At 47.2% G+C, this 14,082-nt stretch carries 10 protein-coding genes; 4 read left to right on the forward strand and 6 right to left on the reverse strand.

Going from position 1 to position 14,082, the window contains the following annotated elements:
- The first annotated feature begins 819 nt into the window (after positions 1 to 819).
- The 4 genes from aceE to Q0668_RS19160 all read left to right on the forward strand — a co-directional run bounded on the left by aceE (position 820) and on the right by Q0668_RS19160 (position 7,604).
- Positions 820 to 3,513: a pyruvate dehydrogenase (acetyl-transferring), homodimeric type gene (gene aceE / locus Q0668_RS19145; RefSeq protein ID WP_298867572.1), complete on the forward strand. Its 2,694-nt coding sequence runs from the start codon at positions 820 to 822 to the stop codon at positions 3,511 to 3,513.
- 74 nt (positions 3,514 to 3,587) lie between these two features.
- Positions 3,588 to 4,919 carry a 2-oxo acid dehydrogenase subunit E2 gene (locus Q0668_RS19150; RefSeq protein ID WP_298867574.1) on the forward strand — a complete coding sequence of 444 codons (1,332 nt, stop codon included), beginning with the start codon at positions 3,588 to 3,590 and terminating at the stop codon, positions 4,917 to 4,919.
- Between the two features lie 57 nt (positions 4,920 to 4,976).
- On the forward strand, positions 4,977 to 6,410 hold the full coding sequence (gene lpdA, locus Q0668_RS19155) for a dihydrolipoyl dehydrogenase (RefSeq protein ID WP_298867576.1): 1,434 nt from the start codon (positions 4,977 to 4,979) through the stop codon (positions 6,408 to 6,410).
- Positions 6,411 to 6,497: 87 nt separating this feature from the next.
- Positions 6,498 to 7,604, forward strand: coding sequence for a hypothetical protein (locus Q0668_RS19160; protein WP_298867578.1), 1,107 nt, complete (start codon positions 6,498 to 6,500; stop codon positions 7,602 to 7,604).
- 22 nt (positions 7,605 to 7,626) lie between these two features.
- On the opposite strand, the gene bioA is transcribed toward Q0668_RS19160, so the two are convergent.
- The 6 genes from bioA to Q0668_RS19190 all read right to left on the reverse strand — a co-directional run.
- Entirely contained in the window at positions 7,627 to 8,994 is a 1,368-nt protein-coding gene (gene bioA / locus Q0668_RS19165) for an adenosylmethionine--8-amino-7-oxononanoate transaminase (RefSeq protein WP_298867580.1), read from the reverse strand.
- Between the two features lie 100 nt (positions 8,995 to 9,094).
- Positions 9,095 to 10,087, reverse strand: a complete 993-nt coding sequence (locus tag Q0668_RS19170) for a malate dehydrogenase (protein ID WP_298867582.1) — start codon at positions 10,085 to 10,087, stop codon at positions 9,095 to 9,097.
- A 178-nt stretch (positions 10,088 to 10,265) separates the two neighbouring features.
- Entirely contained in the window at positions 10,266 to 11,444 is a 1,179-nt protein-coding gene (locus tag Q0668_RS19175; protein WP_298867584.1) for a hypothetical protein, read from the reverse strand.
- 147 nt (positions 11,445 to 11,591) lie between these two features.
- Entirely contained in the window at positions 11,592 to 12,395 is an 804-nt protein-coding gene (gene truA / locus Q0668_RS19180; protein ID WP_298867586.1) for a tRNA pseudouridine(38-40) synthase TruA, read from the reverse strand.
- A 62-nt stretch (positions 12,396 to 12,457) separates the two neighbouring features.
- Positions 12,458 to 13,837 (reverse strand): argininosuccinate lyase, encoded by a 1,380-nt coding sequence (gene argH / locus Q0668_RS19185; RefSeq protein ID WP_298867588.1) that lies wholly within the window; start codon positions 13,835 to 13,837, stop codon positions 12,458 to 12,460.
- Positions 13,838 to 13,857: 20 nt separating this feature from the next.
- A partial coding sequence (locus Q0668_RS19190; RefSeq protein WP_298867590.1) for a hypothetical protein occupies positions 13,858 to 14,082 on the reverse strand: 225 nt, incomplete at its 5' end.

Genomic DNA, 14,082 nt, shown 5'->3' on the forward strand with positions numbered 1-14,082 from the left:
ATGGACGCGAGTTCGCATTGACAGGCCCGCGCCTGATCAGCAAGAACAGCACGCTCTCCCAGGAGTGAAAAAGAGTCCGTTTGAGATGGGTTCATTGCTACTTCGCTATACATCAAAGATTGCTCTCAGAATTCGAAATTACAGGATTGAGAATATCTGAATCTAAGAAACCCTCAAGCTTATGGTATTTAATATCACACCAGAAAACAATTTTGACAGGCCAAATTGTTTAAATTGGTTGAATATTTATAATCAATTTTGACATAACGTTTTACATCATTACTGTGGATGAGTAAAAATGTTTTAAATCCACAATCATTGAACATACGCATCCACAAAACAGATAAAACAACACATACAGGATAAATACAGACTATAGGACGCTATTCACGCAATGAGAAAAATGAGCCGATCAATACTAGTGAGACCCTCTCCATTCACTCCAGAATCTGAATAAAAACTACACATATCCTGGCAATTCCCTGTCACAAACCACTTATCAGCCCCCTTTGACGTTTACTGCGTCTATTAAAGAGCTTAGACCAGATAGTATCACTCGCAAATCTGACTGAAATCAGTTAGAATTGCTCATCCGCGATGTCGTTCAATGTCCTTCATTCTCAAGCACATACTGAATTCTCGCGAAATAGATTCGATTCAGTTCCCTTAATAACGATGCATTCCTAAAATTGATCGATCACTCAATTGTTATAGAACATACGTGTGATTTGTGCTCGGGTAACAACTGAAGAACAATTCAGGATCAATAAAGGCATTAATTCCAATATTGACTTAATCAGGTTGAAAGAACCTTATCTCATGGCAGAACATACAGTTACAGGTGCTGTACCTGGAGTAGATCCGGCAGAACTCGAAGAATGGTTTGAATCACTGGATGACCTTATCAACAGGTATGGTAAGGAACGTGTGAAAAATGTTTTGGCAGTTCTGCAGGAACGAGCTTATCGTCAGGGCGTGACGATGCCTTTCACTGCCAATACGCCTTACATCAACACCATCCCCCTGGATGAGCAAACACCTTTCCCGGGCAATCGTGAAATTGAACGTCGCATCAAAAGTATCATCCGCTGGAATGCAATGGCGATGGTCGTTCGTGCCAATAAAGACCATGATGGAATTGGCGGACATATCTCGACATATGCTTCAGCAGCCACACTGTTCGAAATCGGCTTTAACCACTTCTTTCATTCGCGTACGGAAGACCACTCTGGGGACTCGGTATATTTTCAGGGACATGCCTCACCTGGTGTCTATGCTCGTGCTTTTGTGGAAGGCCGATTGACAGAAGAAAACCTGGAGCGATTCCGACAGGAACTGCCGAGAGGTGGCGGACTTTCCTCTTATCCTCATCCATGGTTGATGCCTGATTTTTGGCAATTTCCAACAGTCTCAATGGGCCTGGGGCCCATTATGTCAATTTACCACGCGCGGTTCTTACGTTACCTGCACAACCGCGGAATCATGGACACATCCAAGTCGAAGGTTTGGTGTTTTGTAGGTGATGGTGAAACAGATGAACCAGAGACTCTTGGCGCGATTACGCTTGCATCGCGGGAGCATCTGGACAATTTGATTTTTGTCATTAATTGTAACCTCCAGCGCTTGGATGGACCTGTTCGTGGAAATGGAAAGATCATCCAGGAACTCGAAGCTGCGTTCCGAGGTGCAGGCTGGAACTGCATTAAAGTTGTTTGGGGAGGTGACTGGGATAATATGCTGGCCGAAGACGACAATGGCCATCTCGTGAAACGAATGGGAGAAGTCGTAGATGGTCAGTACCAAAAATACGTTGTGGAACCCGGCTCTTACGTGCGGGAACATTTCTTCGGGGAAAACCCCGAGCTGGAAAAGATGGCGGAAAACCTGTCCGACGATCAGATCAAACGTATGAAACGTGGTGGTCATGATCCAGAAAAAGTATTTGCCGCTTACAATGCCGCCGTGAACCACACTGGTTCTCCTACAGTGATTCTAGCCAAAACGATTAAAGGTTATGGGCTCGGTGAAATCGGCGAAGGTCGAAATATCGCCCACAATGTGAAAAAAGCGAATGAAGAAGAACTGAGAGATTTCCGGTCTCGATTTGGTATTCCCATTCGAGATGAAGACGTAAAAGATGCACCGTTCTATAAGCCTGAAGAAAACAGCCCCGAAATGCAGTACCTGCAAAAGAAACGGGAAGAACTCGGCGGCTATCTTCCCAAACGGGAACCGACTGCAGAACGACTGGAAACACCCACACTGGAGTCACTCGATAAATTCATGCAGAGTATGTCGGGTAAAAAAGGATCGACTACCGGCGCCTTTGGGATTCTGCTGGGTAACCTGCTCCGCGATAAAGTGATCGGCAAACGCATCGTTCCGATTATTCCCGACGAAGCCAGAACCTTTGGAATGGAAGGCTTGTTCAAGCAGTGTGGAATTTACGCGAGCCAGGGACAGTTATACGAACCGGTCGATCGTGACCAGTTGATGTATTACAGAGAAGCCAAAGACGGTCAGATCTTGGAAGAAGGCATCAACGAAGCAGGTGCGATTTCTTCCTTTATCGCCGCAGGAACTGCGTATGCTAACCAGGGTGTCAATATGATTCCCTTCTATGTCTACTATTCAATGTTCGGCTTCCAAAGAGTCGGCGATCTAGTCTGGGCCGCCGCCGATTCGCGTACAAAAGGTTTCCTGTTAGGTGGAACTTCCGGAAGAACGACCCTCAATGGGGAAGGACTCCAACACCAGGATGGACACAGTCATTTGATGGCTTCAACGGTTCCCACCCTTCTTGCATATGATCCTGCTTATGCCTATGAATTAGCAGTCATTATCCAAGATGGAATGCGTCGCATGTATCACGAAGGCGAAGAGATTTTCTATTATCTCTCTGTCTACAATGAAAATTATGAGATGGCTCATATGCCGGAAGGTGATCATGTTGTCGAAGGGATCATCAAAGGGATTTATAAATTCCGCGCTCAGGATGTGGAAAAGACCACCATTTCCTTGCGCCCACAACTGTTTGGTAGCGGCCCGATCTTAAGGGAAGTACTGCGTGCTCAGGAAATCCTGGCGGAGAAATTTAATATTGCCAGCGATGTCTGGAGCGTTACCAGTTACAGTGAACTGGCCAGAAACATCAAGGACGTAGAGCGTCATAACCGTCTCAATCCCGATGCGGAACCTCAGAAATCCTATCTGGAATCCATCTTTGAAAATGAGCAGGGTCCATTCATTGCTTCCAGCGATAACATAAAACTGGTCGCCGATCAGATCCGCGAAGGAATCTCCGGAAATTACTGTGTACTCGGAACAGACGGCTTTGGACGCAGCGAGACGCGTGAATCATTGAGACGCCATTTTGAGATCGATGCGGAGAATATTGTCGTAGCGACACTCGTTTCACTTGCTGAAGAAGGTCAGTTCGATAAAAAGCAACTGCCGGCGATTATTAAAGAGTTGGGAATTGATTCGGAAAAAGTGAACCCCCGGCTGGCATAACCTGCAGCGTTCATCGGGCAAATTAAAAAAGAAATACTAAACGCGAAATACTCATCGAATAGAACGACAAAACTATGGCTACTGAATTTAAACTTCCAGAAGTAAGTGAAGGTGTGGAATCGGCAGATGTCGGACAAATCTCTGTTGCAGTAGGCGATTCCGTCGAACAGGGGCAGGTTTTGATGGATATCGAAACTGATAAAGCCGTTGTTCAATTAGAATCTCCTCATAGCGGTACCATCGCGGAACTGAATGTATCTGAAGGAGACTCAGTCGCCATTGGCACGGTTTTGCTGTCTATTGAAGAATCCAATGGTGCCGTAGAGGCACCGACTTCTGAAACGAAACCGGTAGAAGATAATACTTCTGAGGAAAAACCGGCCGAACCAGTAAAAGCAGAATCCACACCCGCTCCGCAATCGAAAGCAGAGGCAAAGCCGGCTCCCGCAGCAACGGCAACCCAACCCGTCTCTGCTAACGCGTCTTCGTCGAACAAAACGCCTGTACCCGCGGGACCTGCTACCCGGCGTCTCGCACGCAAACTGGGAGTTGATCTCCAATTAGTAACAGGATCAGAATCTGGCGGTCGAGTTACACAGGAAGACGTGGAAAATTATGTCAAAAATCTGATCGCAGGTGGTGGCCCAGCTACCGGTGGCGGAGGTGGAATCGCGGTTCCCCCCTTGCCAGACTTCACGCAATTTGGTGAAGTGGAGCGTCAGAAAATGAAAAAACTCGCGCGCGTTTCTGCCAAGAATCTCAGCCTTTCCTGGCAGGTAATTCCGCATGTCACACAATTTGACCATGCAGATATTACAGACCTGGAAACGGCACGCAAACTCTTCATTTCCAAGCCCAACTACTCTGGACCAAAAGTAACGATGACCGCGCTGGCGATGAAAGCCGTTGCTATCGTCTTACACGAATTCCCTGCTTTTAATTCCAGTCTTGATCCAGAGACCGATGAAATTATTTTCAAAAAATATGTCAACATTGGTGTGGCCGTCGATACAGAAAATGGGCTGGTCGTACCTGTTGTCAAAAATGTTGACAAGAAAAACATCATTGCTATCGCTCAGGAAATGAATGAACTGGCGATGAAAGCACGCGACCGTAAATTGGAAATGAGTGATATGCAGGGGGGATCCTTTACAATCACAAATCTGGGAGGATTGGGAGGAACTTCGTTCACTCCCATTGTGAACTACCCGGAAGTTGCCATTCTGGGAATGTCTCGCTCAAGACATGAATTCCAACTGATCAATGACAATCCTGTTCCACGCCTGATGCTTCCTCTATCGCTTTCTTATGATCATCGCGTGATTAACGGTGCAGATGCAGCCCGCTTCATTGTGCGTATCTCCAGTTTGCTTTCTGATCCATTCAACCTTCTGGTTGACTGCTAAGAGAAAATAATCAAACTGTATTGAAGCTAATCAATTAAAATTAAGGTAAATGTTATTATGTCTGGATCAGCAACCAGAGAAACGGATATTGTTGTTATCGGCGGTGGTCCCGGCGGTTATCCTGCCGCGTTCGACGCGGCAGATAAAGGCTTCAAAGTGATTATGGTCAACGATGACGTTGCCCCTGGTGGTGTTTGCCTCAACCGGGGTTGCATCCCCTCAAAAGCGCTGCTGCATGTCGCCAAACTCATCAACGAAACAAAAGAATCCGCCGAGTGGGGGATCTCCTTTCAAAAGCCCGACATAAACCTCGACCAATTGAGAGAGTTTAAAAACAAAGTTGTTACACAATTAACAGGGGGTATCTCGCAATTAGCAGGAGCCCGTCATGTTGAAATCCTGAAGGGTTTTGGACGTTTCCAGGATTCCCATACAGTCGAAGTCACCAAACAGGATGGAACAAAAGAACTCATCGGATTCAAATATGCGATTGTAGCCACCGGTTCTTCGCCGGCAGTTCCCCCTGTTTTTGATCTGGGTGATCCGCGAATCATGGATTCCACCGGTGCACTTGAACTGCCAGACATCCCAGCGAAATTACTGGTTGTCGGTGGTGGATATATCGGGTTGGAAATGGGCAGCGTCTATGCCGCCTTGGGCTCAGAGGTCACCGTTGTGGAAATGACTGGCGGTTTACTTCCCGGAGCAGACCGCGATCTGGTACGTCCTCTGCAAAAACGTTTAACGGAAAGTTTTTCTGCCATACATTTAAATACCAAAGTCGAAAAATTGACTCCCGCTGACAGTGGCATTATCGCGAACCTGACCGGTGAGGGAGTAGAACCGGAGCAGACTTTTGACCGCGTTTTGATATCCATCGGAAGGCGTCCCAATAACAAAGGGATCGGATTCGAAAACACAAAACTGGAACTCGACGAACGGGGATTTATTAAACACGATTCTAATCAAAGAACTGCCGAGCCTCATATTTTCGCAATTGGTGATATTGCCGGTGAACCCATGCTGGCACACAAAGCGACCCGTGAAGCAAAAGTTGCCATCGAAACGATTGCCGGTGAACCTGCCGAGTTTGATAATCTCGCAATTCCAGCGGTGGTCTTTACTGACCCGGAAATTGCCTGGTGTGGGATTACAGAGCAAGAAGCCAAAGATCAGGGCCTTGATGTGGAAATCACACGTTTCCCCTGGGCCGCCTCTGGTCGCGCACAAACGCTGGGTCGAACAGAAGGTCTCACAAAAATGATTTTCGAAAAGAAAAAAGGACGTGTACTGGGAGTTGGTATCGTGGGCCCTGGTGCGGGTGAACTGATTGCAGAAGGAGTCATTGCAGTTGAGATGGGGGCGGTCGCGGGCGATCTTGCCGAAAGTATCCATGCACACCCCACACTCTCTGAGACTATTATGGAAGCGGCAGAAGGTTTTGCCGGTCAGGCCACCCATATGTATAAACCAAAACGAAAAAATAAGTGATCCCCTGTAGCATTAAGAATAAGCGACCAAAGGCCTGAGAGAAAGCCATGATTATTGATGACAGGAATCAGAAAGAGGCGTTGAGGAATGCGATTTCATAAACCATCAGCAACGCCTTCTTACTTCACCCGTCGTGATCAGATTCGACTCTTCAGACTGGTCGCCGCGATTGGACTGATCTTCATCGCAATGCACTTTGCATCCAATCCAGAAAACTGGTATTGGCTCACAGGCCGCCCCAAGGTTGATCCAGCGATTCAGCAAACGGAAGCCCCGCAGCGAGAAATTGATTTCAGTGTCAAAGAAGAAGGAACATTAAAACCGGACGAGTTCCGGTCAGAATTGCCACCGCAAGTAAAACTCCCAAAAACCATCGATACACAATTGGAAAATGGGGAATACGATATTCAGGTTGCTCCTGAATTCATGCAATCTGTTTCTGACAGCACGCTCGGGATTCGCACACATGAAGCAGGTGCGATGTATTATTTGCTCGCAAAAGCAGCCGCTATACCTCAAAACGTTCTCGAACAGTCGGCTAAACCTGCCCCTCCCTTCGTCGTTGTGATGACAGAATCTCCCCGATACCGGGGACACCTGATGACTGTTAAGGGACAACTCAAAAGGCTCACTCCACTTACCATTGAGGAGAACCCTTACGGAATTCAGACACTCTATGAAGGCTGGTTTTTTTCGAAAGATTCAGGCACACACCCCTGGCGCGTGCTCTGTACGACACTTCCCGAGGGAATCCCGCAAGGCCCCGATCTCAAAGAACTGCCGATGGTCCAGATTACCGGATATTATTTTAAAAAGTATGGCTATCCTTCAGCCGCTGGAAAACTACAAACAGCACCGCTGTTAATTGCCAGGCAAATCCGCTGGTTTCCCCCGGCTCCAACAGATAATAATTCCTCTTCAGGGGCCATCAAATATATTATCGCGATCTTTTTGGTAATCAGCACCGCACTGGCATTTCTGATCTGGAGGTTTTCTCAGAGTGATCAACAATTTGCCCGCAGTAGAACCGCGAAGTTGATTGAACCGCCCAATATCTCCATGGAAAGCCTGAAAGATATTCCCACCGTAGATATTGACGATGTCCTGAAACAAATGGGACAAAAACACGGCTCATCAGGCACAGACGCATCTGGCGGAGAAACATCCAAGCAAAGCAAGCCTGAGAAACCTTAGCCCATAGCATCCCGGCTGTGTCTTAAGCAACTTGTAATCGAATGGTTTCATCAATGGCTGTAAAAACAGTATCGCAAAGTTGATGAACCAAATCACCGGGCATTCCGGGAGCCGGCATCAAAACTACGACATCGCCCAGCGGACGAATTATCACTCCCTGCTTGCGGGCCATAAGGGTCACCTGATGCCCCATCCGCTTCTCTGCGGGAAATGAGGAATTGGATTCGCGTTCTTTAACGAGTTCGATTCCCACCATCACTCCTTGTTGTCGTACTTCCCCCACATGAGGATGATCTTTGAGCTCAGATAACCGTTTTGACAATATTTCAGTATTCTTTGTGACGTTTTCCAAAGTCTGATGTGTATCGAACAGTTTTAAAGTCGCCAGCGCCGCAGCACACGCCAATGGGTTTCCGGTATAGGTATGTCCGTGAAAAAACGTTTTGTATTCATCTGGCTCAGCATCAAAGGCGGAAAATATTTTGTCTGTGGTCATCGTGACTGCTAATGGCAGGTAGCCGCCTGTAATTCCTTTCGCCAGACAGAGAAAATCTGGTATCACTGCTTCACTTTCACAGGCAAACATTGTGCCCGTGCGTCCCAAACCCACGGCGACTTCATCGGCAATAAGCGGAATACCATAACGGGCCGTCAATTCACGAACTCGTTTCAAATAACCGCGTGGATGTATCAACATCCCACCCGCTCCCTGCACCAGAGGTTCAATGATGAATGCAGCCAACCTCTTGTGATTCTCAATTATCAGACGTTCTAGTTCCTGATTGCAGTATTCCAGATAACGAGATTCTGTATCTCCATCAGGACGATGAAAGGTAGCCGGACAGGGAATTTGTACTGATTCAAACAACAGCTTTCCGAAGATCTGATGAAAAATGGGAATTCCTCCCACGCTGACAGAACCGATGGTATCTCCATGATAGGAATCTTGCATACAGGCAAAAAGATCGCGTGGTTGCGTTTCGGATTCCTTTTTCTGTGCATGATATTGAAACGCCATTTTCAGCGCAATCTCAACAGCAGTTGAGCCGCTATCAGAATAGAAAACTTTTGTCAGCCCTGTTGGCGCACGTCTGACTAATTCTCCAGCCAACTCAATAGACGGTACACTCGCCAGTCCCAGCAAGGTGGAATGCGCGACTTTGTCCAACTGATCCCGAATCGCCTGATCGATTTCAGGCACATGATGACCATGCACGTTACACCAGAGAGACGAAACACCATCTAAATAAGTATTACCGTTTACATCTTTTAAGAAGTACCCCTCAGCAGATTCGATAATCGGCACGAATTCATCCCGGTGCGCTCGCATTTGAGTAAATGGATGCCAGACATGGTCATTATCAACTCTACGCAATTCTTCAGGCTGCATGCTCTTCTCTGATCAATTTCAAGTAAGCGGTTTATAAAAGCAGAAAGAGCCACGTCAATTGACCGTGACTCTTTCACTCATCTTATCAACGATTTCAAAATCAACCAGGTAGTAAATCGCGAACGACATCGCGTTCATCACGCAACTCCTGCAAAGTCGCTTCGAATTTGTCCTGAGCAAAATCATCGTGGTCAATGCCTTGCACAATTTTCCATGTCGTGCCATCACTGGTTAATGGATAGCCGCAAATCAACCCCTCGTCTACTCCATAGCTCCCATCACTACAGACGGCTGCACTGAAACTATCACCCAATTGAGTCGGAGTGACGATGCTCTTGATTGTATCCAAGGCAGCATTAGCAGCAGAAGCAGCACTGGAAGCGCCGCGGGCCTGAATCACTGTGGCACCGCGTTTCTGCACGGTTTCGATAAATTCACCACGCAGCCAGTCATGATCTTCTATAATCTCCGGAACGGGATTTCCATGAATCGTCGCATGATAAAAATCAGGGAACTGAGTTGCTGAGTGGTTTCCCCAGATATTCATATTCTTCACAGCAGAAACAGGTTGCCCTGCTTTCTTGGCAATCTGAGTCATCGCCCGGTTCTGATCCAGACGTGTCATCGCATACCAGCGATCACGGGGAACTTTGGGAGCATTGCTCATTGCAATCAGACAGTTCGTGTTACAGGGATTCCCCACAACCAGAACCCGGACATCATCTGCAGCGGCCGCTTCAATGGCTTTACCTGTGCTGGTAAAAATGGGGCCGTTAATTCGAATTAAATCGCCGCGTTCCATGCCCGCTTTTCGTGGAATACTGCCAACACAAATTACAAAATTACAATCGGCAAAAGCATCTTCCAGATGGTCGCTATCAGCTTTCACAACACCCGCCAATGTGGGAAATGCACAGTCTTCAAGCTCCATCTCGACTCCATCTAATGCGGAAAGCACAGGGGGAATTTCAACGAGATGGATAATAACAGGTTGATCAGGGCCGAATATTTCCCCTGAAGCCAGGCGGAACAACATGGCGTAACCAATTTGGCCGGCTGCCCCTGTTACTGCAACTCGAATCGGATGGGTCATCTCTTAATCACTCCTTAACAATGAACTTTGCTCAATTAACGTACTGTATCGTTTTTAAATCGGATGACTTGTTTTTTACCTCCCTTTCGGCTGATCGGCAACCGTTCAGAGGTATCAGTTTCCAATTTCTGGAGACTCAGGGCAAATGTTGGTCAAAATGGGAGTTAAGAGAGACAGATCATTGATTTGCAAGGGCAAAACCACCAATTCCTAATAAACCGCCCACCAGTGAAGCCAGCAGAATTTTCACCCAACTGTAAGGACGCTCTCCCTGTACTTCACCTGTCGCTGCATTCACGACGACTTGATAAAATTTGTCCTTATATTTGTAGGTCATCAACCAGAGAGGCAAAAGTAAATGTTTATAGGAAATCGCATCGTACTGGCTTTGGATGGAACTGACTCTCTGAGTATCGCCACCAATTCGACTACACACATCTGAATGAAGGGCAGCGTCAATCCGCTCCTTACCTAAAACAAAACCATCTTCCAGTTCCACATCATAAGTCCGGGCAGTAAAGCCTGCCAGCAATGCATGGCGAAACGGAATGAGTAATTGCATGGGAAACGGTTCCAAAGCCCGAATCAATTTTCGAGGCAATCCACGGGAAGCCAGGATCACAACATCGTCAAAAAAACGCTGAAAGGCGCCAGAGGCTGGATACCACCTGGTTCGACGTTCCTGTCGTCGATGTTTCCCTGTTCCGACCGTCACATAATAATATTCGCCGCGCTGCCCGGAATACTTCGTACTGGTCATCGAATCAAACGTAAAATAAGGCAGATAGACACCATGAAAGGTTCCCTCAGCCCCCTTTTCAACAAATTCGTTTGGTGCAAACCAAAGCGATTTCACCCAGCTTTTCAAATTTTGTCTCGCAACCTTTTGTTCTATCTGAAATGGTAAAACCGCATCAACGGGAACGCGTTTGTGAGAAGTATGAACCTTATCCAGTTGAATGGGAGATGTACAATAAGGGCATTCAGAGCTTGTTACTGTACCCACAAAAACCAGGGTTGCGCCGCAGCTTTCGCATTGGACTTCCTGCTCTTCCCCTTCATCCGAATCAACCTGCTCTTCGCGCAGATTTTTCAGATGTGCGAGCATTCCATAAAAATCCTGTTCTTCCACTTCCTGCTCTGGATCAAAGCCGATTTCTTTCTCAAAACCACAATGTTTGCACTTCAGCTTTTGCGTTTTGATATGAAATACGAGATCGGCGCCACAGCCTTCGCAAGGAAAGATACGACCATTCTCATCATCAATCCGTTGCCCTCCAAGAGCAGGAGAATCTTCCAGAAAAACAGGTTCCTCTGCATCTTCCGGCGGTAAAGGAGGGGGCGGTAAACTCATCATGCACTTTCCAGATTGAGTGATGAATCACATCAATCTCTCTTAACCTTGATGAAACTTCTCTATTTTCTCAGTCTGATTCTCAGCATGAAATCTGACACTTAGATAACGTAATCTGACACCACAAGGATTAAACGTACTTTGAAATAATCACAATTCATAGTCAACCTGAATCAGATATAATCCACAAGCGGGGGCCGTCGCTCCTGCCTGTGAACGGTCCATTAATTTGAGAATTTTCTGTACATCTTCTGGAGACCAGCGCCCGACTCCTACTTCGATCAATGTCCCCACTATAGTACGTACCATATTGTATAAAAAACCATCTGCCACGATATCGACTGTAATAAATTCAGACGAGGATGAATGGGAATCTGGCATCGCTGCCGGCTGACCCGCGCTCCAGACTGGCCAGATGGATGCTCTTTGGACGGTCAGCTCTTTGACGGTCCGAACACTGGTCGCTTTATTGGGATAATGCGATTCAAAGCAGCGGAAATCGTGTTTTCCCAGCAAGAACTGACCAGCTGTGTGCATCTGTTTTTCATCCAGTGGTCTACTGAACTCCGATACATACCGTTTCAGAAAAGGATAACCAACCGGCATATTATGGATGACATAACGATATCGTTTCTGAACTGCGGAATAGGTCGCATGAAACGATGCGTCGACTTCGGAAACTTCTCTAACAGAGATACTGTCTGGTAAAAAACGCTGCAGACCCGATTGGATATTATTACAGGGTATGGAAGACGTGGTTTGAAAATTAGCCACCTGCCCCACTGCATGCACTCCGGCATCTGTCCGACCGGCTACCAGGACACTACTTTTCTGCTGTGTCAGTTGCTCAATGGCTGATTCAACACACGCTTGTACTGAGAGACCATTCGGCTGCACCTGCCATCCGGCATATTCTGATCCATCATAGGCCAGTGTTAATTTAATGTTTCTCATGTACCTTCAATGTCAGATTTAAGCAGGATCTATGAAATTCTAAAGCAACTTTCAACATGCTTTCACAATCCGAGCTTTTCTTTCCAATATTTCCACTGTTCCATCACCGGAGCCTCGCCGCCTGATCCAAAGCTGCAAAGCACCGCCATCGCATTTCGAGCCCCCAATACCTGAAAAATATCATCCTCAATCTGTGGGCACGCTTGTTGTAGTTCTTCCAGTGTGAGATCAACCAGTCGACATGGGCGTGATTCACATAACGCAACCAGTTTCCCGACAATCCCGTGACCGGTTCGCATGGGAGTTCCTTTTTTAATCAGGTATTCCATTAAAGCGGTCGCGTCCAAAAAGCCATCTTCCAGCTTGGCTGTGATCGTTTCCCGTTGCAATTCCGCCCCTTCTACCATTGCAGCCGCTAACTCCAAACATGCGCCAACCGTATCATAAGAATCAAACAGCGCCAGTTTGTCCTCCTGCATATCACGGTTATAAGCCATCGGCAGGCCTTTGAGTAGAACCAGAATCTGCTGCACATCGGCAATCGGTCGAGCCGACTTACCACGTATCAATTCCAATACGTCGGGGTTTCGTTTTTGAGGCATGATCGACGAACCGGTTGTAAAAGCATCGGGCAGCTTAAGAAATCCAAACTCGGTCGAAAACCAGGCAATCCACTCTTCCGCCCAGTTGCTTAAATGTGTAGCAACCATAGCCATACAGAAACAGAATTCGGCGAGAAAATCCCGATCACTCGAAATATCCAGACTGTTCCGCGCCACGTCAGTAAATTCCAGCAACTCCGCCGTATAGTGTCGGTCGATCGGAAGCGAAGTTCCCGCAAGTGCCGCCCCACCCAAGGGAGAAACATTCACACGCTTCAGGCAATCCGCCAGACGTTGACGATCCCGATCAAATTTTTCACAATATGCCAACCAGTAATGAGCGGCTTTCACAGGTTGTGCCCGTTGCAAATGTGTGAACCCGGGCAGCACCAGATCCTGATCCCGTTCACAACGTTCGACAAATGCAACCTGTAAATCTTTGAGTAGAGCATCAATGCGCTGAATTGCTTCGCGGGTATAGAGTTTCAAATCCGTCGAAACCTGATCATTCCGACTGCGCGCCGTATGCAACTTTCGCCCAACATCACCAACGCGTTCGATCAAGGCGCTTTCGATGTGCATGTGGATGTCTTCGAGTTCGAATCGAAACTCAAATTGCCCTTGCTCAATTTCAATTCCGATTTGTGTCAGCGTCTCGACAATCTGCTGACATTCATCGTCAGTGATCAAGCCGACCTTGGCTAGCATCTGTGCATGGGCCTGTGAGCCTTTGATGTCCACCGCCGCTAGTCGGCTGTCAAAACTAATCGATTCCGTAAACGCTTCGACACGCGCGTCGGTCTGTTGTTGAAATCGTCCTCCCCAGGCTTTTGCGGCCACGGTGTTTCTCCACTGCATTTCTAAAATGAATAGTAAAGCCTGTAATGACAGGTCAGGTCTTGCATAGGCAGATTAATCTGCTGGCAACCATTCAGCAAGCCGACCGTAAGCCCAGACTGAGAATGACCCGATAATTTATGCATTTTCACGTTAGAATCGGGATTTTTGTTGGTAAATGGTCTAATTGGCCCTCTAGCAGGGTGTCCGGAAATGAAATCTAGCGGTATCGCCATTAAGCCCGGAAA

The organism is uncultured Gimesia sp. (genome assembly GCF_937910335.1).
Taxonomy (GTDB): domain Bacteria; phylum Planctomycetota; class Planctomycetia; order Planctomycetales; family Planctomycetaceae; genus Gimesia.

Bases quoted from the DNA above. Each gene is read 5' to 3' on its own strand.
- aceE (WP_298867572.1), top strand. From the start codon at position 820: ATGGCAGAACATACAGTTACAGGTGCTGTACCTGGAGTAGATCCGGCA.
- Q0668_RS19150 (WP_298867574.1), top strand. From the start codon at position 3,588: ATGGCTACTGAATTTAAACTTCCAGAAGTAAGTGAAGGTGTGGAATCG.
- lpdA (WP_298867576.1), top strand. From the start codon at position 4,977: ATGTCTGGATCAGCAACCAGAGAAACGGATATTGTTGTTATCGGCGGT.
- Q0668_RS19160 (WP_298867578.1), top strand. From the start codon at position 6,498: ATGCGATTTCATAAACCATCAGCAACGCCTTCTTACTTCACCCGTCGT.
- bioA (WP_298867580.1), bottom strand. From the start codon at position 8,994: ATGCAGCCTGAAGAATTGCGTAGAGTTGATAATGACCATGTCTGGCAT.
- Q0668_RS19170 (WP_298867582.1), bottom strand. From the start codon at position 10,087: ATGACCCATCCGATTCGAGTTGCAGTAACAGGGGCAGCCGGCCAAATT.
- Q0668_RS19175 (WP_298867584.1), bottom strand. From the start codon at position 11,444: ATGATGAGTTTACCGCCCCCTCCTTTACCGCCGGAAGATGCAGAGGAA.
- truA (WP_298867586.1), bottom strand. From the start codon at position 12,395: ATGAGAAACATTAAATTAACACTGGCCTATGATGGATCAGAATATGCC.